General features: G+C 60.9%; 18 protein-coding genes. All 18 read left to right on the top strand.

All coding sequences use genetic code 11. The features are described 5' to 3' along the window. Positions 1 to 27 precede the first annotated feature (27 nt). Positions 28 to 2,436: a calcium-binding protein gene (locus NH234_RS08905; RefSeq protein ID WP_367256326.1), complete on the top strand. Its 2,409-nt coding sequence runs from the start codon at positions 28 to 30 to the stop codon at positions 2,434 to 2,436. A 253-nt stretch (positions 2,437 to 2,689) separates the two neighbouring features. Then, positions 2,690 to 3,463, top strand: coding sequence for a glucose-1-phosphate cytidylyltransferase (gene rfbF, locus NH234_RS08910; RefSeq protein WP_085733770.1), 774 nt, complete (start codon positions 2,690 to 2,692; stop codon positions 3,461 to 3,463). Continuing rightward, entirely contained in the window at positions 3,445 to 4,527 is a 1,083-nt protein-coding gene (gene rfbG, locus NH234_RS08915; protein ID WP_085710435.1) for a CDP-glucose 4,6-dehydratase, read from the top strand. Before rfbF ends, rfbG begins: the two co-directional genes overlap by 19 nt. Next, positions 4,524 to 5,084, top strand: a complete 561-nt coding sequence (gene rfbC / locus NH234_RS08920) for a dTDP-4-dehydrorhamnose 3,5-epimerase (RefSeq protein WP_085710436.1) — start codon at positions 4,524 to 4,526, stop codon at positions 5,082 to 5,084. Before rfbG ends, rfbC begins: the two co-directional genes overlap by 4 nt. Further along, positions 5,081 to 6,307 carry a class I SAM-dependent methyltransferase gene (locus NH234_RS08925; protein WP_085733768.1) on the top strand — a complete coding sequence of 409 codons (1,227 nt, stop codon included), beginning with the start codon at positions 5,081 to 5,083 and terminating at the stop codon, positions 6,305 to 6,307. The genes rfbC and NH234_RS08925 overlap by 4 nt, the downstream gene beginning before the upstream one ends. After that, entirely contained in the window at positions 6,304 to 7,425 is a 1,122-nt protein-coding gene (locus NH234_RS08930) for a DegT/DnrJ/EryC1/StrS aminotransferase family protein (protein ID WP_085733767.1), read from the top strand. Before NH234_RS08925 ends, NH234_RS08930 begins: the two co-directional genes overlap by 4 nt. Further along, positions 7,422 to 8,087 carry an acetyltransferase gene (locus tag NH234_RS08935; RefSeq protein ID WP_085733766.1) on the top strand — a complete coding sequence of 222 codons (666 nt, stop codon included), beginning with the start codon at positions 7,422 to 7,424 and terminating at the stop codon, positions 8,085 to 8,087. Before NH234_RS08930 ends, NH234_RS08935 begins: the two co-directional genes overlap by 4 nt. Positions 8,088 to 8,117: 30 nt before the next feature. After that, positions 8,118 to 8,846: a cephalosporin hydroxylase family protein gene (locus NH234_RS08940; RefSeq protein WP_367256327.1), complete on the top strand. Its 729-nt coding sequence runs from the start codon at positions 8,118 to 8,120 to the stop codon at positions 8,844 to 8,846. Between the two features lie 49 nt (positions 8,847 to 8,895). Further along, positions 8,896 to 11,820, top strand: a complete 2,925-nt coding sequence (locus NH234_RS08945) for a TIGR00180 family glycosyltransferase (protein ID WP_367256328.1) — start codon at positions 8,896 to 8,898, stop codon at positions 11,818 to 11,820. Positions 11,821 to 11,845: 25 nt separating this feature from the next. After that, positions 11,846 to 12,847, top strand: coding sequence for a UDP-N-acetylglucosamine 4,6-dehydratase (inverting) (pseB, locus tag NH234_RS08950; protein ID WP_367256329.1), 1,002 nt, complete (start codon positions 11,846 to 11,848; stop codon positions 12,845 to 12,847). Beyond that, a complete protein-coding gene (gene pseC, locus NH234_RS08955; RefSeq protein WP_367256330.1) occupies positions 12,844 to 14,001 on the top strand; it encodes a UDP-4-amino-4,6-dideoxy-N-acetyl-beta-L-altrosamine transaminase in 1,158 nt (385 codons plus the stop codon). Before pseB ends, pseC begins: the two co-directional genes overlap by 4 nt. 31 nt (positions 14,002 to 14,032) lie before the next feature. After that, positions 14,033 to 14,653: a pseudaminic acid biosynthesis-associated methylase gene (locus NH234_RS08960; protein WP_367256331.1), complete on the top strand. Its 621-nt coding sequence runs from the start codon at positions 14,033 to 14,035 to the stop codon at positions 14,651 to 14,653. Then, positions 14,650 to 15,345: a pseudaminic acid cytidylyltransferase gene (gene pseF, locus NH234_RS08965; protein ID WP_367256332.1), complete on the top strand. Its 696-nt coding sequence runs from the start codon at positions 14,650 to 14,652 to the stop codon at positions 15,343 to 15,345. Before NH234_RS08960 ends, pseF begins: the two co-directional genes overlap by 4 nt. Next, a complete protein-coding gene (gene pseG, locus NH234_RS08970; RefSeq protein WP_367256333.1) occupies positions 15,342 to 16,844 on the top strand; it encodes a UDP-2,4-diacetamido-2,4,6-trideoxy-beta-L-altropyranose hydrolase in 1,503 nt (500 codons plus the stop codon). Before pseF ends, pseG begins: the two co-directional genes overlap by 4 nt. Then, positions 16,841 to 17,893, top strand: coding sequence for a pseudaminic acid synthase (gene pseI / locus NH234_RS08975; protein ID WP_367256334.1), 1,053 nt, complete (start codon positions 16,841 to 16,843; stop codon positions 17,891 to 17,893). The genes pseG and pseI overlap by 4 nt, the downstream gene beginning before the upstream one ends. 225 nt (positions 17,894 to 18,118) lie before the next feature. Continuing rightward, positions 18,119 to 19,045, top strand: a complete 927-nt coding sequence (locus NH234_RS08980; protein WP_085710450.1) for a ketoacyl-ACP synthase III — start codon at positions 18,119 to 18,121, stop codon at positions 19,043 to 19,045. Positions 19,046 to 19,131: 86 nt separating this feature from the next. Further along, a complete protein-coding gene (locus tag NH234_RS08985; protein ID WP_367256335.1) occupies positions 19,132 to 20,424 on the top strand; it encodes a motility associated factor glycosyltransferase family protein in 1,293 nt (430 codons plus the stop codon). Further along, entirely contained in the window at positions 20,421 to 20,687 is a 267-nt protein-coding gene (locus NH234_RS08990; RefSeq protein WP_367256336.1) for a hypothetical protein, read from the top strand. Before NH234_RS08985 ends, NH234_RS08990 begins: the two co-directional genes overlap by 4 nt. Positions 20,688 to 20,842: the final 155 nt, after the last annotated feature.

Genomic DNA, 20,842 nt, shown 5'->3' on the forward strand with positions numbered 1-20,842 from the left:
TTCAACAACAACGCAAGGAAGAAACAAATGTCAGTAGTGAATGGAACGAGTGACGTGGATTACCTGGTGGGCACCGATGGCAATGATGAACTCTATGGACTGGAGTCGGATGACCAACTGATTGGCAGTGCCGGATCGGACGTACTGGATGGTGGGGAGGGGTTTGATGCGGCGGACTATCGCGTGCTGTCTTCGGCCGTCAATGTCGAGATCGGCAATGACGCGTCGACTGTCACGGGCGCCGATGGCAAGCACGATACCTTGCTCAACGTCGAGAAAGTCATCGGTACGTCTTTCAACGACACCTTCACCGGCAACATTGCCGGTGTGACGCTGGACGGTAGCTGGGGTGACGATGTGTATATCGTCGGCAGCGAAGGCGTGACCATCATCGAAGAAAGCTACGGTGGTTACGACGAGCTGCGCACCAGTCTCAACACCATCAAGATGGATCCCTTCATCGAAAAACTGACCTTCACCGGGACAGGTGATTTCAAGGCCTGTGGCAGTGACACCGACAACGAGATCGTTGGCGGTGCCGGCAACGACTGGATGTGGGGCGGCGGCGGGGCGGATCACTTCGTGGGTGGCGAAGGTTTCGATACCGTCAGCTACAGCGACAGTCTCGAAGGGGTGAGAATCGCGGACTGGAGCAACTATGACGGGTTGACCATTGCCTACGGAGACACCTTCACCGGTATCGAAGCCATTGAAGGTTCGAAGTTCGACGATCTGATCTATCGCTCCGAAGGGTCGATGATCATTGACGGCTCCGATGGCTACGACACGGTGAGCTATAAATGGAACGCGGGGCCGGTCACCATCGAGATCGGCAGTGGTATCAATGCAGTGGGCGACACCTTTCGCAATGTCGAAAAGATCGTTGGCACCAACAATGCCGATCAGTTTACCGCCAACATCGGTGGTGTGACCCTGGCCGGTGGCGATTGGAATGATGTGTACATCATCAACAGCACTGGTGTGACCATCGAAGAAGTCGAGGGCTTCATGGGCGGCACCGATCAGGTGTACACCACGCTGTCCGAGATGCACCTGGATCCGTTCGTTGAAAACCTGACGTACACCGGGACCGGCGATTTTACCGGCTACGGCAACGACACCTGGAACACGATCGTCGGCGGCAGTGGCAACGACGTGCTGTTCGGCGGTGCCAAAGGCGACTCCTTCGACGGTGGCGACGGTATCGATGTGCTCAGCTACGGCGACAGCACGGTCGCCATGACGCTGAACTGGGCAACCCGGGAGTTTTCGGGGATCGCTGATGGCGATACGTTCCAGAACATCGAGATCATCCGTGGCAGTGACTTCAACGACACTTTTTACGCGACCGGCATGGCCTGGTATTTCGGCCTGGATGGCGGACAGGGGCAGGATCTGCTCAGTTTCAAATACGCCTTCATGCCGATGACGATCGACCTGAGCGGTGCAGTCTACAAGCCTTGGGATCCTATGCCTGAATACACCAGCATCGAGTTGATCGAAGGCAGTCAGTACGTTGATTTCTTCATCGGTTCGGCCGGCAACGAAACGTTCATCGGTGGTGGTGGCGGTGATACGGTCGATGGTCGCGACGGCATCGATAACGTCTGGTACCTCACCAGTGCCACGGCGGTAGAGATCAATCTGCAGACCGGTATCAACCTGGGTGGCGATGCACAGGGCGATACGCTGGTCAATGTCGAAGGCGTGATGGGCAGTCATTTCGACGACACCTTGACCGGCAACGAAGCGGACAACTACCTGGAAGGCGGGCGCGGCAGCGATCTGATCAATGGCGGTGACGGCAACGACGTCATCTACGGCGGCCTGGTATCCGACATCGGACCGTTCAGCCTCGAAGGTGTGGCTGATAATGCGCAGGCCGATCAGTTGTATGGCGGGGCGGGCGATGATGTGATCATCAGTGCCGAAAACGATCTGGGCACCAACGCATTCGGTGAAGACGGCAACGACACCGTGACGGTGGTCAACGGCAACGCCATCGGCGGTATCGGCAACGACGTATTGACCGGCAAGGGCAGCAGCTACTCGTTGTTCGGAGGTGAGGGTGACGACCGGTTGATTCTCAACCTTGCCGGCCAGCAAGTCTCCGGTGGTTTCGCCAATGGCGGTGAAGGTGATGACACTTACGTGGTGAACACCTCCGGTCTGGTGGTGATTCAGGACAGCGGCACCAGCCTGAACGACACCCTGATCCTGAACACCATTGCCAACGCCAGCCAGTTGAACGTGACCCGTATCGGCGACGACGCCTATTTGCACAGCGCCAATGACGGCAGTGTCGGTGCGCCGACCGGTGGCGTGAAACTGGCGGGCTGGTATGCGGGCTTCAACAACATCGAGCACATTCAGACCGCGGACGGCCAGGCCTTCACCCTGCCAGCCGCTACCGACGGGTTTGCCCTGTTCGGTTGATCCGATCGATTGATTGAGGCCGCTCGATGAAAGGGATGAGTCCGGCAACGACTCATCCCTTTTTTCATGCCCGTGTCCCCATCGACGCAGTGCCGGTGGAGCTGGCGCGTTTCCTGCAAGTCCCCCTCAAATCGCCATAAAACGAGCGCTCGCGGCCATTGCCCCGACGCCCGGACCGGCAGAAAGGTTTAGCCAGACGGCCGCAAAGCTTGGAAAGCCACGCGCAGCCCTGTGACGAACGAGAGGGGAGACCATGAAGGCAGTTATTTTGGCGGGTGGCCTGGGCACGCGCATCAGTGAAGAGTCGCACCTCAAGCCGAAACCGATGATCGAGATCGGTGGCAAGCCAATTCTCTGGCACATCATGAAACAGTATTCCGCCCACGGAATTCACGACTTCGTGATTTGCCTCGGCTACAAGGGCTACGCGATCAAAGACTTCTTCGCCAACTACTTCCTGCATACCTCCGACGTGACCTTCGACATGCGTGAAAACCGCATGGATGTTCACCAGAACTACAGTGAGCCATGGCGCGTGACGCTGGTGGACACGGGTGAGGAAACCATGACCGGTGGCCGTCTGCGCCGGGTGTCGCGCTATCTGGAAGACGAAAAAGCCTTCTGCTTCACCTACGGCGACGGCGTTTCGGATCTGAACATCAGCGCACTGGTCGACTTCCATCTGACCCACGGCAAACTGGCTACAGTGACTGCCGTGCAGCCACCGGGCCGCTATGGTGCTCTGGATCGCGACGGTGACCGGGTACTCGGGTTCACCGAAAAACCGCGGGGTGACGGTGGCTGGATCAACGGCGGTTTCTTCGTGCTGTCACCGAAAGTCCTGCCGCTGATCGAAGGTGATTCGACCTCGTGGGAATCCGGCCCGCTGGACGGTCTGGCCGAGCGCGGTGAACTGTTGGCCTACCAGCACGAAGGTTTCTGGCAGCCAATGGACACCCTGCGCGACAAGAACCATCTCGAAGCGCTGTGGCAGAGCGGGGAGGCCCCATGGAAGCAATGGGCCTGAGTCCTGAATTCTGGCGCGGCAAGCGGGTTCTGGTCACCGGGCACACCGGTTTCAAGGGCAGTTGGCTGACCCTGTGGCTGCAAAGCCTCGGCGCGCAAGTCAGCGGTTTCTCCCTCGACCCGTCGACCGAGCCGAGCCTGTTCGAACTGGCGCGGGTGCACGAAGGCATCGACGATCAGCGCGGTGATCTGCGTGACCTCGGCGCCTTGCTCGAGATCATCGCCGACACCGAGCCGGAGATCGTCCTGCACCTGGCGGCCCAGCCGCTGGTGCGCGAAGGTTATCGCGATCCGCTCGGCACCTACTCCAGCAACGTCATGGGCACCCTGAACCTGCTCGAAGCGATTCGTCAGGTCGGTTGCGTGCGGGCCTGTGTGCTGGTGACCACCGACAAGGTTTACGCCAACAAGGAATGGCTGTGGCCGTACCGCGAAGACGAAGCCCTCGGTGGACACGATCCTTATAGCAGCAGCAAGGCTTGCTGCGAATTGCTGGCGCAGTCTTACGCGGCGTCGTTTTTCCCGGCCGACAAGTACGCCGAACATGGTTTGGCGCTGGCCACCGCGCGTGCCGGCAACGTGCTGGGCGGCGGTGACTTCGCGCCTGAACGGCTGATTCCCGATGTACTGAAAGCCTGGTCGGCCGACGAGCCGGTGACCCTGCGTTACCCGCAAGCCGTGCGCCCATGGCAGCACGCGCTGGAGCCGCTGGCCGGCTACCTGCAACTGGCTGCCGGGCTCTACGAAGAAGGTCCGGAGTACGCCGGGGCGTGGAACTTCGGCCCGGGCGAAGCGGACATGTGCAGCGTCGGCGAAGTGGTCGAACTGCTCGCCAACCGCTGGCCTCAGGCTCGTGGTCTGCGCATCGAACCGAGCGAACTGCACGAAGCCGGCCTGCTGCGTCTGGACAGCAGTCGCGCCCGTCAGGTGCTCGGCTGGCAACCGCGCTGGTCGTTGCAACAATGCCTGACCCAGACCCTCGACTGGCACCTGGCGTGGCAGAACGGCGACGACATGCGCACTGTGACCCTCGGCCAACTGAACCTGTACCGGGGCGCGCTGTGAGCGAGTTTTCCTTGAAACAGTTACCGCTGGCCGGGCTGTTCAGCGTCCAGCACAAACGCTTCGAAGATCAGCGCGGACACTTCGCCCGGCTGTTCTGCGAGGGCAGCCTGAAAGCGTTCGGCAGCGAATTCCATATCCGCCAGATCAACCATTCCTGCACCCGTGAAAAGGGCAGCGTGCGCGGTCTGCATTACCAGAATGCCAATGCGCCGGAAGCCAAGCTGATCACCTGCCTGCGCGGTGAAGTGTGGGACGTGGCGGTGGACCTGCGCCCGGATTCGGAAACTTTCCTGCACTGGCACGCCGAGCACCTGAAGGCCGGCGACGGTCGCAGCCTGTTGATTCCCGCCGGTTTCGCCCACGGTTTCCAGACCCTTACCGACGATGCCGAGCTGCTTTACCTGCACAGCGCCGATTATGCGCCGGAGCACGAGGGCGGGCTGTCGGTGAATGATCCACGGCTGGCGATTGCCTGGCCGTTGCCTGTCAATAATTTGTCAGCGCGTGATTCCAGCCATCCCGCGCTCGATCAACACTTTGCTGGAGTGCGTCTATGAATTGCCGTGGGTGCGCCGCACCGCTGAGCCTGCCGCTGATCGACCTCGGCACCTCGCCACCGTCCAACGCCTACGTGCATGCCGATCGCCTGGAACAGGCCGAGCAATGGGTGCCGCTGAAGGTCGCCGTGTGCCAGCAATGCTGGCTGGTGCAGACCGAGGATTACACCAGCGCCGACAGCCTGTTCGACGCCGAGTACGCCTACTTCAGTTCGTTCTCCAGCACCTGGCTCGCCCACGCCGAGCGTTATGTGGCGGAGATGGTCGAGCGCTTCGGCCTGACCGCCGACAGCCGGGTGGTGGAAGTTGCCGCCAATGACGGCTACCTGCTGCAATACGTCGCCGGTCGCGGCATCCCGTGTCTGGGCGTCGAGCCGACCCGCAGCACCGCGCAGGCTGCCCGGGAAAAAGGCCTGGAGATTCGTGAACTGTTCTTCGGTCGCGACTCCGCCGCACAGCTGAAAAGCGAAGGCTGGGCCGCCGACCTGATGGCCGCCAACAACGTGCTCGCTCATGTGCCGGACATCAATGACTTCCTCGGCGGTTTCGCCGCGCTGCTCAAGCCGACCGGCGTCGCCACCTTCGAATTCCCGCAACTGCTGACGCTGATGGCGGGCGCACAGTTCGACACGCTGTACCACGAACACTATTCCTACCTGTCCCTGACCGCCGTGCAGACGTTGTGCGAGCGCAACGGCCTGGAAGTGTTCGACGTCAGCCAACTGAGCACCCACGGCGGATCGCTGCGGGTGTTCGTGCAGCGCAAGGACGGCGAACGCCGCGCCGTGCAGCCAGCGGTGCAACAGCAGTTGCAGGCCGAACTCGACGCAGGTGTGAAAACCACCGAGTACTACGCCACGCTGGCGCCGGCCGCCGAACGCATCAAGCATGACCTGCTGCGCTTCCTGTTGCAGGCCAAGGCCGATGGCAAGCGAGTGGTCGGCTACGGCGCCGCCGCCAAGGGCAACACGTTGCTCAACTACGCCGGGGTCAAACCGGATCTGTTGGCCTGGGTCGCCGACGCCAACCCGCACAAACAGGGCAAGTGCCTGCCGGGCAGCCGCATTCCGATCGTGGCGCCCGAGCGTATTGCGCAAGAGCGGCCTGACTACATCCTGGTTCTGCCGTGGAATCTGCTGAGCGAAGTGACGCAGCAGTTGTCGTCGGCCAAAGCATGGGGCGCACGCTTTGTCGTCGCCGTTCCGGAGTTGATCATTCAATGAGCAGAATTCACTACACCAAACCGAGTGTCGGCGAACTCGAAGCGCAATATGCCCTGGACGCCGTGCAGAACGGCTGGGGCGCGCGTTGCTACGAATACCTGACCCGTTTCGAGCACGGTTTCGCCGAGCATCTGGGGACGACCTACGCGATCGCTACTTCCAGTTGCACCGGAGCCCTGCACATGGGCATGGCGGCATTGGGCATCGGTGCCGGCGACGAAGTGATCCTGGCCAACACCAACTGGATTGCCTCGGCGGCACCGATCACCTACCTGGGTGCCACACCGGTGTTTGTCGATGTCCTGGCCGACAGCTGGTGCCTCGATCCGCAGCAGGTCCGCAACGCCATTTCTCCGCAAACCAAAGCCATTCTGGCGGTGCACCTGTACGGCAACCTGTGTGACATGGATGCCTTGCTGGCCATCGGCAAGGAGTTCGGCATTCCGGTGATCGAGGACGCCGCCGAAGCCATCGGTTCGCAGTGGCGTGGCAAGGCTGCTGGTTCGCTGGGGGCCTTCGGTGCGTTTTCGTTCCATGGCACCAAGACCATGACCACCGGCGAGGGCGGTATGTTCGTCACCTCGGACAAGGCCTTGTATGAGCGCGTGCTGACCCTGTCCAACCATGGCCGTGTAGCGGGTTGCACAAAGCAGTTCTGGCCGGAATTCGTCGGTTTCAAATACAAGATGAGCAACCTGCAGGCGGCGGTCGGCTGCGCGCAGGTCGAGCGCATCGAAGAGTTGATCGCGCGCAAACGGGCGATCTTTGCCAACTATGCGCAGGCGCTGGAAGGCGTGCCGGGCGTGTCGCTCAATCCCGAACCGGCTCACGGGCGCAACGGTTACTGGATGCCGACCGTGGTGTTCGATGCCGATACCGGTATCCATCGCGAGCAACTGATCGCGGCGTTCCAGGTCGCCGACATCGATGCCCGAGTATTTTTCTGGCCGCTGTCGACGCTGCCGATGTTCAGCGAGCACAACGTTGACACCCCGGTGTCCTTCGCCCTGCCGGAGCGCGCTTTCAATCTGCCGAGTTATCACGAAATGACTGACGCCGATCAGCAGCGCGTGGTGCAAGTGGTGCTCGACTTGCTGGCCAGCAGGAACGCACCGTGAAGATGTATCTGCTGGGCGCCGCCAACCCGGAAGCGGTGCGCATGCTGCAAGCCGTCAAGCGCAGCACGCCGAACATCGAGTTTGCGTTTCTCGACAACGATCCGCGCAAGCAAGGCACGCTGTTTTACGGCGTGCCGGTGGTCGGCGGTTCGGATCGGGTGGCCGAGCTAAATGGGCCGGATGTGCGCTTCGTCAATCTGATCACCGGCAGTACCCGTTTACGCTACGAAACCACCTGCCAGTTGGTAGAGGCCGGCGCGCAATTGGGTCAGTTCATTCATCCCGGTATCGACCTGAGCATGATTCGCATGGGGCAGGGCAGTTACCTGCAGGAAGGCGTGTTGATGCAGGCCGAAGTCGAACTCGGCGACAACACCAGCATCAGCGCCGGCAGTGTGGTGGGGCATGAAGGAAAGATCGGCCACTCGGTGTTCATGGCACCCGGCGTGTGTATCGCCGGCTGCGTGGAGATCGGTGACGGCACCTTTATCGGTACCAACGCCACGATTCTGCCGCGCCTGCGCATCGGTCGCTGGGTGACCATCGGCGCGGGCGCCGTGGTGACGAAAGATGTCCCGGATTTTTCGGTCGTGGTGGGTAATCCCGCCAGGATCATCAAGAACAACACGGTGCCTTACCCGGACGCCAAGGTGTTCAAGTAAGCCGTTTTCCCGAATTTTTGGAGAGTCGCAATGAATCCACATGAGCAGTTTCGCGAAGAAGTGAAGGCCAACATCGAAGGCCTGCAGAAAGACAAAGCATTGCAAACCGAGTCCCTGGACTGGGTCGGCACCACTGCCAAACACAAATACACCTACAACTTCAGCTGGATGGGCCGGCCGATCATCCAGTTCCCGCAGGACATGGTCGCCATGCAGGAAATCATCTGGAACCTGCGTCCGGACGTGATCGTTGAAACCGGTATCGCCCACGGCGGTTCGCTGGTGTTCTACGCCTCGATCCTGGAGCTGATCGGTCATGGTGAAGTGCTGGGTGTCGACATCGACATTCGTCAGCACAACCGTGAAGCCATCGAAGCGCATCCGATGTTCAAACGCATCAGCATGATCCAGGGTTCGAGTATCGATCAGGCCATCGTCGACCAGGTCCGCGAGCGCGTGCAGGGCAAGGAGGTGCTGGTGGTGCTGGACTCCAACCATACCCACGAGCACGTCCTCGAGGAACTGCGCCTCTATGCACCGCTGGTGTCGGTGGGCAGCTACTGCGTGGTCATGGACACCGTGGTCGAAGACATGCCGGAAGACGCCTTTCCGGATCGTCCATGGGGCAAGGGTGACAACCCGAAAACCGCCGTGTGGGCGTACCTGGAAGAGAACCGCGATTTCGAGATCGACCAGGCCATTCACAGCAAGTTGCTGATCACAGTCGCGCCGGATGGTTATCTGCGCCGCGTACGTTAATCGACAAACAACGCAGAGTTTTCGGCGACTCGCCGCTTGTGGGGAAAATATGCAAGGCAAGAACACTTCTGAACACGGTGTGGCACTCAACGACCAGTTGACCGTTGTGCTGATCTCTCACGAACGCCCGGCGTTTCTGCGCAGGGCCGTGCGTTTCTACAGCACACTGCCGTGCCGGATCCTGGTGCTCGACTCGTCCGCCGAGGCGCTGCCGGGCGTGGCCGGGCAATTCACCAACGTGGATTATCAGCACCTTCCGCAGTTCGGCTATTGGGGCATTCGTGCCAAGCTGGCCTACGGTGTTCAGCAGTTGCAGACGCCCTACATGGTGTTCGCCGCCGACGATGATTTCCTGGTCCACGATGCCTTGCATGAAGCTGTTGCCTTCATGCAGGCCAATCCCGACTACAGCCTTTGCCACGGCTACAGCATGATGTACCTGACGCTGGCCAACGGCGTCAGCTACTACCGGCGTGACAAGAAAGTCTGCGAAGACTACGCGTCCGATCGTGCCCAGGATCGTCTGCTGGATTACATGTCGCAGTACCTCCCGCCGTTTTATGCGGTGCAGCGCACGCAGGTGCTGCGCGACTGGTATGACGCGATGCCGGAAGACACGATCTTCCAGTGGCAGGAAGTCGGTCACACCTATTACATGCTGGCGAGGGGCAAGGCACGCATTTTGCCGATCCCTTATGTCGTTCGGGAAATCAACTACCAGCACTCCGATCACAACACCGAGATCTTCCACTCGCTGGCTTACACCGACGCCAGGTCGGTGTCCGAGCGCGAAGCCTTCGCCGCTTTCCTGGCCGGCCTGCCGACCCAGGTCGAGCATCAGGACCCGCAGCAGGGCAAACAGTTTGTCCTGGAGAGTTTCGAGGCCCTGGCCGACAGCCTGCGTACCGGTCGGGCATTGACCGCAGAGCTGATTATCGAGTCGGCCTGGACGGATATCGAAACCGGCCCGCAGCGCCGTTTCGGGCCGCGCCAGTACGTTGAAATGCCGTTCTACAATCAGGCGTTTTTCGATCAACTGACTCAGTTCGAGTTTCTGCTGCACGCCATGCCGGCCGGCCGCATTCAGTTGCAAGGGCTGGAAGGTATCTGGGCCCGCCAGGAAAACCTGATGCTGGCCCGCAACAACGACACCGCGGAAAGCGTGGTGGATCGTCTGTGGCAGGCTCACGACAGCAACGTTTTCAACCGCACCGTGATTAAACGCCTGATCGCTCAATTGCAGTTGCTGGGCGAGGATGAGGACGCCAAAAAACTGAGCGACTGGATCGTTCGACTCGAAGCGGTTTCCCTGGAAGGCAATCAGGCTGCATTCAGCAAGATGCGCACCGGGCGCTTGCTTAAATGGCTCGATGCACGTCAGCCCGACACCGAGCAGGCCGAAGCGATTGCCCGTCACCTGGCGGCGAATGGCGGCGGCCCTCAGTTCGGCATTTTCCTGCTCGATCTGGATAACGACATCGACAAGTTGCAGGTCACCCTGGACAGCTTGCTCGAAGGTCACGGCAAGGCGTTCAAAGTGGTGGTGTTCACCACCGGAGAGCCACCGGCGGCAACCACCGCGCAGAACACCCTGCACTTTGTACGGGTCACTCAGAGTAACTTCGTCGACAAGCTCAATCTGAGCGTGCGCCAATCGCCTTGCGACTGGTTGCTGCTGGCAGAAGCGGGCGACGAGTTCACGGCGGGCGGCCTGTTGCGCGCCGGCCTGGAACTGATGTCGGCCGGTGAATGCCGTGCCGTGGCCACTGACGAAATCCTGCGCACCGCCGAAGGCGCATTGATCGATGCCTTCCGTCCGGGCTTCAACCTTGACTTGCTGCAAAGCCTGCCGGCGCAGATGGCGCGGCACTGGCTGATCCGTCGTGACGTGTTGATCGAAGCCGGCGGCTATCAGGCTGATTTCAGCAAGGCGCTGGAGTTTGATCTGTTGCTGCGCATCATCGAGCAGGGTGGTCTCAATGGTCTGGCGCACCTCGATGAACCGTTGCTGATTTCCCGGGCAGCGGAACCGGAAGAAAACGCCGACGAGCGTCAGGCCCTGCTGCGGCATCTGGGCAATCGTGGCTACAAGGCCAAGATCACCTCGACGCAACCTGGCACCTATCAGGTCGACTACCGTCACACCGAGCAGCCGCTGGTATCGGTCATCCTGCCTGCCAGTGATGATCTGCCGGCACTGCAGCGTTGCCTGGAAGGTATTTTGCTCAGAACGCGCTACACCCGTTATGAAGTGTTGATCGCGGCCAATCCGAACCTCTCGGCTGACGTCAATGACTGGCTGGGAACCCTGCGCAACGCCAAGGTCCGCGTGCTGCGCGCCGAGCAGGTCCTGAACGACGTGGCTCTGTGCAATGCTGCCAGCCAGGAGGCACAGGGCGAGTTCCTGGTGCTGATGGCGGCCGATGGTGAAGTGGTCAACCCGAACTGGATCGAGCAGTTGCTCAATCATGCCCTGCGGCCGGAGGTCGGTATCGTCGGTGCGAAACTGGTCGACCGTGACGGCAAGATCTCCCAGGCGGGTCTGATTCTCGGCTTGAATGGCGGCGTAGGTTCTGCCTTTGTCGGCGAGAAACACGACGCCAACGGTTACATGCATCGCCTGGCGGTGGAGCAGAACTACTCGGCGGTATCGGGCGTCTGCCTGATGGTGCGCAAGGAACTGTTCGATGCGCTGGGTGGCCTGGATGAACAGGCATTCGCCGACGGTTACAGCGATGTCGATCTGTGCCTGAAGGCGGGCCAGGCCGGTTTCCTCACCGTCTGGACGCCGCTGGTCCAGGTGATTCATTCCGGTCATCAGGCGCAGACGCCGCAAGCACTACAGGCACTGCGTGAGAAATGGTCTGGCGCGTTTGCGGGCGATTCGGCGTACAACGCCAACCTGAGCCTGGTCGGCAAAGGGTTTGTCCTGGATGAAAGCGCTTCGCTGAACTGGGCACAGTTGATCGCCTAGGTCGACAGGGAACGGGACTCAAGACATGTTCAACGGTAAATCGATTTTCATCTCCGGTGGCACCGGCTCGTTCGGGCGCAAGTTCATTGCGCGCCTGCTCGAGCAATACCAGCCCAAGCGCGTGGTGGTGTTCTCCCGGGATGAACTCAAGCAATACGAAATGCAGCAGACGTTCAACGCGCCGTGCATGCGTTACTTCCTTGGGGATGTGCGCGACGCCGAGCGTCTGCGCCAGGCCATGCGCGGCATCGATTACGTGGTGCATGCCGCGGCGTTGAAGCAGGTGCCGGCGGCGGAATACAACCCGACCGAGTGCATCCGTACCAACGTCAATGGCGCGGAGAACATCATTGCCGCCGCCATCGACAACGGCGTGAAGAAAGTCGTCGCACTGTCCACCGACAAGGCGGCGAGCCCGATCAACCTGTACGGCGCCACCAAGTTGCTGTCGGACAAGTTGTTCGTCGCGGCCAACAACATTGCCGGTGAGCAACAGACGCGTTTTGCCGTGGTGCGCTACGGCAACGTGGCGGGTTCGCGCGGGTCCGTGGTGCCGTTCTTCAGCAAGCTGATTGCCGATGGCGCGACCGAACTGCCGATCACTGACGAGCGCATGACCCGTTTCTGGATCACCCTCGATCACGGCGTGCAATTCGTGCTCGACAGCTTTGTGCGGATGCACGGCGGTGAAGTCTTCGTGCCGAAGATCCCGTCGATCCGCATTGTCGATCTGGCGCGTGGCATGGCCGAGCACCTGCCGCACAAGAACGTCGGCATCCGTCCCGGCGAGAAGCTGCACGAACTGATGGTGCCGCTGGACGATGCGCGGATGACCCTGGAGTTCGAAGATCACTACACCATCCAGCCTTCGATCCGCTTCACCAGCGTCGATGTGGATTTCGCCGTCGATAAACTTGGCGAGCGCGGGCGGCCGGTGGGCGAGGACTTTGAGTACCGCTCTGACACCAATCCGCACTTCCTGTCGGTGGGGCAGATCGCCGACCTGCACGCGAAGCTGTCGGTATGATTCCCTACGGTCGGCAAAGCCTCGACCAGACGGACATCGACGCGGTGGTCGAGGTGTTGCAGTCCGACTGGCTCACTCAAGGCCCGACCATCGAGCGCTTCGAACAGGCGATGGCCGAGCGTTGCCAGGCGGATTTCGCGGTCGCGGTGTGCAACGCCACGGCGGCGCTGCACATTGCCTGTCTGGCGGCGGGGCTGGGAGCGGGCGACCGCTTGTGGACCACGCCGAACACCTTTCTCGCGTCGGCCAACTGCGGCCGATACTGCGGCGCCGACGTTGACTTCGTGGACATCGATCCGTTGACCTGGAACCTCGATACCGAGGTGCTGGCCAGCAAACTCAATGCCGCCGAGCGTGACGGCACCTTGCCCAAAGTGCTGGTGGCGGTGGCGTTTTCCGGGCAGAGCTGTGACATGCGGCGAATCGCCGAACTGGCCGAGCGCTACAACTTCACCGTGATCGAAGACGCCTCCCACGCCGTCGGCGCCAGCTATGCCGGGCGTCCGGTGGGTTGTGGTGAGTTTGCCGCGATGACGGTGTTCAGTTTCCACCCGGTAAAGATCATCACCAGCGGCGAAGGCGGCATGGTGCTGACTAATCGCCCGGAACTGGCCGAGCGTCTGCAACGCCTGCGCAGCCACGGCATGACCCGCGATCCGCAGCAGATGACCGAGCCCAGTCACGGCCCGTGGTATTACCAACAGGTCGAGCTGGGTTTCAATTATCGGATCACCGATCTGCAAGCGGCGCTGGGCCTGTCACAGCTGGGCAAACTGGACGACTTCATTGCCCGTCGCCGGGAGCTGGCAGCACGTTACGACCGTTTGCTGGCGTACTTGCCGGTCACCGTGCCGAGTGCTCAGCAGGACGCCGAATCAGCATGGCACTTGTATGTGGTGCGCTTGCAGACCGAGCGCATCAGCCTCAGCCATCGTCAGGTGTTCGAAGGCTTGCGCGCGGCCGGCATCGGCGTGAACCTGCACTACATTCCGGTGCATCTGCAGCCGTACTATCGTGAACTGGGTTTCGCCGAGGGAGATTTCCCCGAAGTCGAGCGTTATTACGCCGAAGCGATCAGCCTGCCGTTGTTTCCGTTGCTGAGCGATAAGCAGCAGGATTACGTGGTCGAGCAATTGCGTCGATTGACTGAATGAGTGCCGCTGCGGCGGTGGATGGAAAACGGCAATGCGTGATCTGAGCGAGCAGGAACAATTCTGGCAGGGCGAGTTCGGCAACCAGTACGTTGACCGCAACGTCGGCCAGCCACTTGTGGCGGCCAATCTGGCGTTGTTCGCCAAGGCGCTGACCCGGGCCGGGTGGATCGACAGCCTGCTGGAACTGGGCACCAATGCTGGCAACAACTTGCAGGCATTGCGTCAGTTGTTGCCGCGCTGCGAACTGTTCGGAGTCGAAATCAACGCCAGCGCCTGTGCCCAGGCCCGGGCGCTGGAGATTGCGAACATCTGGCACGGTTCGCTGTTCGACTTTCCCCGTGAGCGCCAATACGACCTGACCCTGAGCAAAGGCGTGTTGATCCATCTGGCGCCGGAGCTGTTGGCGACGGCCTATGCGCAACTGTATGAGTTGAGTTCGCGCTACATCCTGATCGCCGAGTACTACAATCCGTCGCCGGTGGAAGTGTCCTATCGCGGCAACAGCGGCAAGCTGTTCAAGCGTGATTTCGCCGGGGAAATGCTCGATCGCTATCCGGATCTGCAACTGCTGGATTACGGCTTTGGTTATCACCGTGATCCGCAATTCCCGCTGGATGACGTCACCTGGTTCCTGCTGGAAAAACGCCCTTGAGCAACGTCGCAATCATCCCGGCCCGCGGGGGCAGCAAACGTATCCCGCGCAAGAATCTCAAACCGTTCGACGGTGTGCCGATGATTGCCCGTTCGATTCGCACGGCGCTGGATTCGGGGGTGTTCGACCAGGTGGTGGTCAGCACCGATGACGAGGAGATTGCCGAGCTGGCACAGGCTCATGGTGCGCAGGTGCCGTTCTTGCGCCCGGCGGAGCTGGCCGATGACTTCGCCGGCACCGCAGCGGTGATCGTGCATGCCTTACAGCAACTGCCGCACTTTGATTACGCCTGCTGCGTGTACGCCACGGCGCCGTTGTTGCAGGCTCGCTTTCTGCGCCAAGGGCTTGAGTTGCTGGAGCAGCATCCCGACAAGTCCTTTGCTTTTTCGGTCACCGATTTCGGCTTTCCGGTACAGCGTGCCTTGACCCTCGACGGGCAGGGTGCGCTGACGGCGATGTACCCCGAGTTTCGCAATACCCGTTCGCAGGATCTGCCCGCTGCCTATCAGGATGCCGGCCAGTTCTACTGGGGCCGCAGCGAGGCCTGGTTGCGTGGCGAGATTCTGTATTCGCCGGCCAGCCTGCCGGTGATCCTGCCCCGGCATCTGGTGCAGGACATCGACACCGCTGAAGACTGGAAACGCGCCGAGTATCTCTACGCCGCACTCAAGGCCGGCGGGGAACTGCAATGAGAGTGCTGATCCGCGCCGACGCCTCGCCGACCATCGGCAGCGGCCACATCGCCCGTTGCCTGACGCTGGCGCGAGTACTGCGCACGCAAGGCAGTCATGTCGCGTTCGCCTGTCGTCGTTTGCCGGGCCATCGGCTCGATGCGTTGCAGAGTGAAGGTTTCGAGACTTTTGCGTTGCCGGATCGCTACGCCGGTGAAGACCCGGAGCAGGCCATCGAATCGATGCTGCCGTGGCAGGCGGATATCGATGCATTGGCGACGCAGCTGGAAGGGCAGGCCGAATTCGACTGGGTCATCGCCGACCATTACGGCCTCGACCATCACTGGCAGACCGCTGCCCGGCGTTTCGCACCACGGATCGCCGCCGTGGACGATCTGGCGACCCGTCGCTATAGCGTTGAACTGCTGCTCAATCAGAATCTCTCCGGCCTCAGTGAAAACTATCAGCCGCTGCTGCCGGCAGGCTGCCGGACGTTGCTTGGCCCACGCTTTGCCATGCTGCGCGAAGAGTTCAGCGGCCCGCCCATCGAGATCAAACCCGTGGCGCGGCGGGTACTGGTGAATTTCGGCGGCTTCGACGCTGCCCGGCAGACCCATCACGCGATGCTGGCGCTGGCGAATTTTTCCGGGCTTGAAGTGGACTTTGTCGCGGGTGCCGACAACCCGGCATGGGCAGAGATGCAGGCACTGGCCGAGACGCGGCCGAACTGGCGTCTGCACAGTTTCGTCAGCGATTTCCATCGCCGTATGACCGAAGCCGACCTGTTCATCGGCGCCGGTGGTGGCACCAGCTGGGAGCGCGCGGCCATGGGTCTGCCGACGATCTGCATTGCCGTGTCGAACAACCAGCAGAACAATGGCGAGGTGATGGCGGCGGCCGGCGCCCATGTGTTCATGGGCGCACGGGAGCGGGTGAGCGTCGAGCAACTGCGTGATGCCATCGGTTTTGTCGTCGACAATTTTTATCTGCGCCAGAGCCTGGCCGAGCGTTCGCGGCAACTGGTCGACGGGCGTGGGGCATTGCGGGTCGCCGCGGCATTGGCGGGGGCAGTGCTCAAGATGCGTGAGGCAACACTGGACGATGCGCAGTTGCTGTTTGATGGGCGCAATGCCGAAGCGGTGCGTCGCTGGTCGCTGGAAAGCGGCGCGATCGAGTGGTCGCAGCATCTGAACTGGTTGAACGCCAGTCTGCGCAATCCTCAACGACTGTTGTTGGTCGCCGAGGCCGATGACGGCCCGGTCGGTGTGTTGCGCTACGATCTGCGCGGTTTCGAGGCCGAGGTTTCGCTGTATCTGCTGGAGGGGCGATTCGGTCTCGGCTGGGGCAGGGCGCTGCTGACGAGGGGCGAGGCGTTCGCCACGACGCACTGGCCGCAGATGAACGCGATCAGCGCACAGGTCTTGCCGGCCAATCAGGCCTCATTGAATGTATTTCGTGACGCCGGGTTCACCCAAAGTGCCTGCGCGTTCACCAAGGATTTGAAGGAACACCGTTCATGAACAGTTTCAAGATTGGCGATCGCCTGATCGGTGCCGACGCACCGCCGTTCATCATTGCCGAAATGAGCGGCAACCATAACCAGTCGCTGGACGTCGCCTTGCAGATTGTCGAGGCGGCGGCCAAGGCCGGTGCCCATGCCTTGAAGCTGCAAACCTACACCGCTGAAACCATGACCCTGGATCTGGCGGAAGGCGAATTCTTCATCAAGGATCCGAACAGCCTGTGGGCCGGCACGTCCCTTTACGACCTGTACGAAAAGGCCCACACCCCTTGGGAATGGCACGCGCCGATCTTTGCCCGGGCCAAAGAGCTGGGCCTGCTCGCGTTTTCGACGCCGTTCGATGACAGCGCCGTGGACTTTCTCGAAAGCCTCGACGTGCCGGCTTACAAGATCGCCAGTTTCGAAAACACGGATCTGCCGCTGATTCGCCGTGTGGCGGCCACCGGCAAACCGCTGATCATTTCCACCGGCATGGCCAGCATCGCCGAGCTCGACGAAACCGTGCGCGCGGCCCGTGAAGCCGGGTGCAAGGATCTGGTGCTGCTCAAGTGCACCAGCACCTACCCGGCGACACCGCTCAACAGCAATGTGCGCACCATCCCGCATCTGCGTGAGCTGTTCGGCTGTCAGGTGGGGCTATCCGATCATTCGATGGGCGTTGGTGTGTCGGTGGCCGCTGTGGCGCTCGGGGCTACCGTGGTTGAAAAGCACTTCACCCTTGATCGCGCGGCGGGCGGGGTGGACGCAAGTTTCTCGCTGGAGCCCGCGGAAATGGCCAGCCTGGTGGTCGAAACCGAACGCGCCTGGCAGGCCATGGGCCAGGTGCATTACGGCGTGACCGAGGCTGAGAAAAAGTCTTTGGTTTACCGTCGGTCGCTGTACGTCACGGCCGATATGGCGGCCGGTGAGCCCTTCACGGTGGCCAATCTGCGCGCCATTCGTCCCGGTCTCGGTCTGCCGCCCAAGCACACCGACGCCGTCCTCGGCCGCCGCGCGCGCGCGCCGATCAAACGCGGTACGCCGCTGGACTGGTCGCTGGTCGAATAACCCGATCTGCACCGATTCGGCAAAATAGCGTGACCTGCGAGTCATAACGCGCATCTTCACTGTATTGTATTGACCGGGGAGATGGCGCCTGGCCCGTTATCGGTTCCAGTGATAGCCCTTTGCGCTCCCCGTGGCTGCCCGTTGTGGCGGCCGTTTTCTGTTTGTCGGCGCCCCTCGAATCCTTGCGAGCGGTGGTATTGGGCTGTTTATTATTGGGAAGCCGTAATGATTGGCATAAAAAGCATTGCGAGCTACGTTCCTGTAGCCGGCGTGGACAATTACGCACAAGGTGCAAAATTCGAGAAGGATGAAGAATTCATCCTCGGCAAGATCGGTTCGGCCTTCCTGCCACGTAAAGACGCAGAACAGGAAACTTCCGATCTGTGCGTTGAAGCGGCCAATGCGCTGTTTGCCAGCAACCCTGAACTGAAACGTGAATCCATCGATGCGCTGATCGTCGTGACCCAGAACGGTGACGAAGAAGGCCTGCCGCATACTGCTGCAATCGTGCAGGACAAGCTCGGCCTGCCGACCAACGTCGCAGCGTTCGATATTTCCCTGGGCTGCTCCGGTTACGTCTACGGCATCTACGCGATCAAGGGCTTCATGGAAGCTGCCGGCCTGAAGAACGGCCTGCTGATCACTGCTGACCCGTATTCGAAGATCGTTGACCCGGAAGACCGCAATACCACCATGCTGTTCGGCGACGCCGCCACCGCGACCTGGATGGGTGAAGACCCGGTTTGGGCACTGGGCAAGGCCAAGTTCGGCACCGACGGTTCGGGCGCGCCGCACCTGAAAGTCACCGATGGTGTGTTCTTCATGAACGGTCGTCAGGTGTTCAACTTTGCATTGCTGAAAGTCCCGGCACACTTGCATGAGTTGCTCGACGACTCCGGTCTCAACGCCGATGACATCGATGCGTTCTGCATTCACCAGGGCAGCGCGGCGATTGTCGATGCCGTGGCGCGGCGCTTCGAAGGCGAGCCGGAGAAGTTCATCAAGGACATGGTCGAGACCGGCAACACCGTGTCATCGAGCATTCCGCTGCTGCTGGAGAAGCACGCGCTGGATTCCAGCTGGAACCGAGTGGCGCTCAGCGGTTTCGGTGTCGGTCTTTCGTGGGGTTCGGCGATTATCTATCGTCCTTGAATCCGCTGAAAACGACGGATACAAAAATAGCGTTCAAGGGGTAACCTTGAACGCTATTTTTTTGCCTGAAAGGAGCGCGAGGCGCCATGAGCGAGTTTTTCCAAGCCAACGCCAACGTCATTGAGCGACGCTGGCCGGCGCTGTCCGCGCGATTGCTGAACGAAGACAGTTCGGTGATCGAGGCCGGATTGACGCAGGGGCTGGGTTCGACGCTGAACATCAACGGCATTCAGCTCACCAGTCGCCACGACCGCGTCCATGAGGCCCGGATTCAGGCCGCCAGCCTGCCGGCGGACAAGTCGCGATTGCACGTCTATGGCACCGGCCTCGGAGATTTGCCGACCGTGCTGCTGGAGCGTGCCGGGCTTGAGCGCTTGTATGTGCATATCCTCAATGGCGCGCTGTTCGCACTGGTGTTGCAACTGATTGATCAGCAGCAATGGCTGGAAGATCCCCGGGTAGAGCTTCTATACGCCGGTGACCTGCCGGACATCTGCACGCCGTTCTTTGCCTTGCCGGCGGAGATGCTGCTGGCCGACGACTTCAACGCGAAGATTCGTGATCGACTGGTCAGTGAAGTGCACCTGAGCTTCAACAACCGTGAGTTCGATCCGCAGTCGCCCTTCATTCAACAACGCCTGCAGGACTGCCTGCCGGTGTTGCTCGCTGACGATGACGTGGCGCAATTGTTCGGCACCTGCGTCGGTCGGGAGATCTACGTGATCGGCACCGGGCCGACCCTTGAGCAGCATTTCGAGCGACTGGCCGCCATTCGCGAGCGAGACGAGCGCCCGCTATTCATTTGCGTCGATACCGCTTACCGGCCGCTGCGCGAGCACGGGATCGTGCCCGACTATGTTGTGAGCATCGACCAGCGCATCAGCTTTCGGCATTTGCCCTTTGAAGAGTCCGACGGCATCCCGCTGGTGTATCTGCCGATGAGCGACCCCGAGGTGCTGCGGGCCTGGAGAGGCAAACGCTACGGCGGCTATTCGCTGAGCCCGGTCTATGCGGCATTGCGTGAGCAACACCCGAGGGCGCTGCTGCATGTGGGCGGCAGTGTGATTCATCCGGCGGTGGATCTGGCGGTGAAGATGGGCGCGGCGCGGATCACGCTTTTTGGCGCCGATTTTGCGTTTCCGATGAACAAGACCCACGCCGGCTGGGGTGATGGTGATCTGGGGCCATCGGTGAATCAGGCGCGGCACTGGGTGCGTGACGGCTTCGGTGAGCGGGTCAGTACTCAGCTCAATTTTCGCGGTTATCTGTGTGTGCTTGAGCGTTACATCGCCAGTCAGCCGCAAGTGGAGTTTTTCAACAGTAGCCGCGCAGGTGCGTTGATTGCCGGGACGCGTTTCAATCAGGAGTTCGTGCAATGAGTGCGCTGCAAGGCTGTGTCGACGAATGTCGACGCTGTGCAGGCCTGTTTCGCCTGGGGCGTGATGTTGAAGCGGCGCTGGACATGGTGGATGTGTTCGAAGATGCACAGCTTCTGCTGGTGTCCGCTCCGCCGGATATCCAGCAGTCGTGGGCGCAAGTACTCACGCAAATGCTCGAATGTCAGGAGCGCCAGGACTGGCTCGGGCTCGCCGATTTCATGGAGTACGAATTGATCGGGTTGCTGGAAAAATCTGCGGTTTGAAGAAAGCCGACAGCACTGGCCCGCAGGTTTGCGCCGCGGACGGTTTTATGGCGTCATTTTTTCGGGGGTGAAGTGCTGCTAAGTCTTTGTTTTCGCGGGGGTGGCAGGGTGATGGCAAAAATTTTCAAAAAAGCCCTCAAGCAACCTGCAAACCC

It is taken from the genome of Pseudomonas sp. stari2 (assembly GCF_040760005.1).
Taxonomy (GTDB): Bacteria; Pseudomonadota; Gammaproteobacteria; order Pseudomonadales; family Pseudomonadaceae; genus Aquipseudomonas.

Excerpts from the sequence above, each read along its gene's own strand:
- NH234_RS08945 (WP_367256328.1), top strand. The coding sequence starts at position 8,896 with ATGCAAGGCAAGAACACTTCTGAACACGGTGTGGCACTCAACGACCAG.
- rfbF (WP_085733770.1), top strand. The coding sequence starts at position 2,690 with ATGAAGGCAGTTATTTTGGCGGGTGGCCTGGGCACGCGCATCAGTGAA.
- rfbG (WP_085710435.1), top strand. The coding sequence starts at position 3,445 with ATGGAAGCAATGGGCCTGAGTCCTGAATTCTGGCGCGGCAAGCGGGTT.
- NH234_RS08985 (WP_367256335.1), top strand. The coding sequence starts at position 19,132 with ATGAGCGAGTTTTTCCAAGCCAACGCCAACGTCATTGAGCGACGCTGG.
- NH234_RS08990 (WP_367256336.1), top strand. The coding sequence starts at position 20,421 with ATGAGTGCGCTGCAAGGCTGTGTCGACGAATGTCGACGCTGTGCAGGC.
- pseG (WP_367256333.1), top strand. The coding sequence starts at position 15,342 with ATGAGAGTGCTGATCCGCGCCGACGCCTCGCCGACCATCGGCAGCGGC.
- NH234_RS08960 (WP_367256331.1), top strand. The coding sequence starts at position 14,033 with ATGCGTGATCTGAGCGAGCAGGAACAATTCTGGCAGGGCGAGTTCGGC.
- NH234_RS08930 (WP_085733767.1), top strand. The coding sequence starts at position 6,304 with ATGAGCAGAATTCACTACACCAAACCGAGTGTCGGCGAACTCGAAGCG.
- NH234_RS08925 (WP_085733768.1), top strand. The coding sequence starts at position 5,081 with ATGAATTGCCGTGGGTGCGCCGCACCGCTGAGCCTGCCGCTGATCGAC.
- pseC (WP_367256330.1), top strand. The coding sequence starts at position 12,844 with ATGATTCCCTACGGTCGGCAAAGCCTCGACCAGACGGACATCGACGCG.
- NH234_RS08905 (WP_367256326.1), top strand. The coding sequence starts at position 28 with ATGTCAGTAGTGAATGGAACGAGTGACGTGGATTACCTGGTGGGCACC.
- pseI (WP_367256334.1), top strand. The coding sequence starts at position 16,841 with ATGAACAGTTTCAAGATTGGCGATCGCCTGATCGGTGCCGACGCACCG.
- NH234_RS08980 (WP_085710450.1), top strand. The coding sequence starts at position 18,119 with ATGATTGGCATAAAAAGCATTGCGAGCTACGTTCCTGTAGCCGGCGTG.
- pseB (WP_367256329.1), top strand. The coding sequence starts at position 11,846 with ATGTTCAACGGTAAATCGATTTTCATCTCCGGTGGCACCGGCTCGTTC.
- NH234_RS08940 (WP_367256327.1), top strand. The coding sequence starts at position 8,118 with ATGAATCCACATGAGCAGTTTCGCGAAGAAGTGAAGGCCAACATCGAA.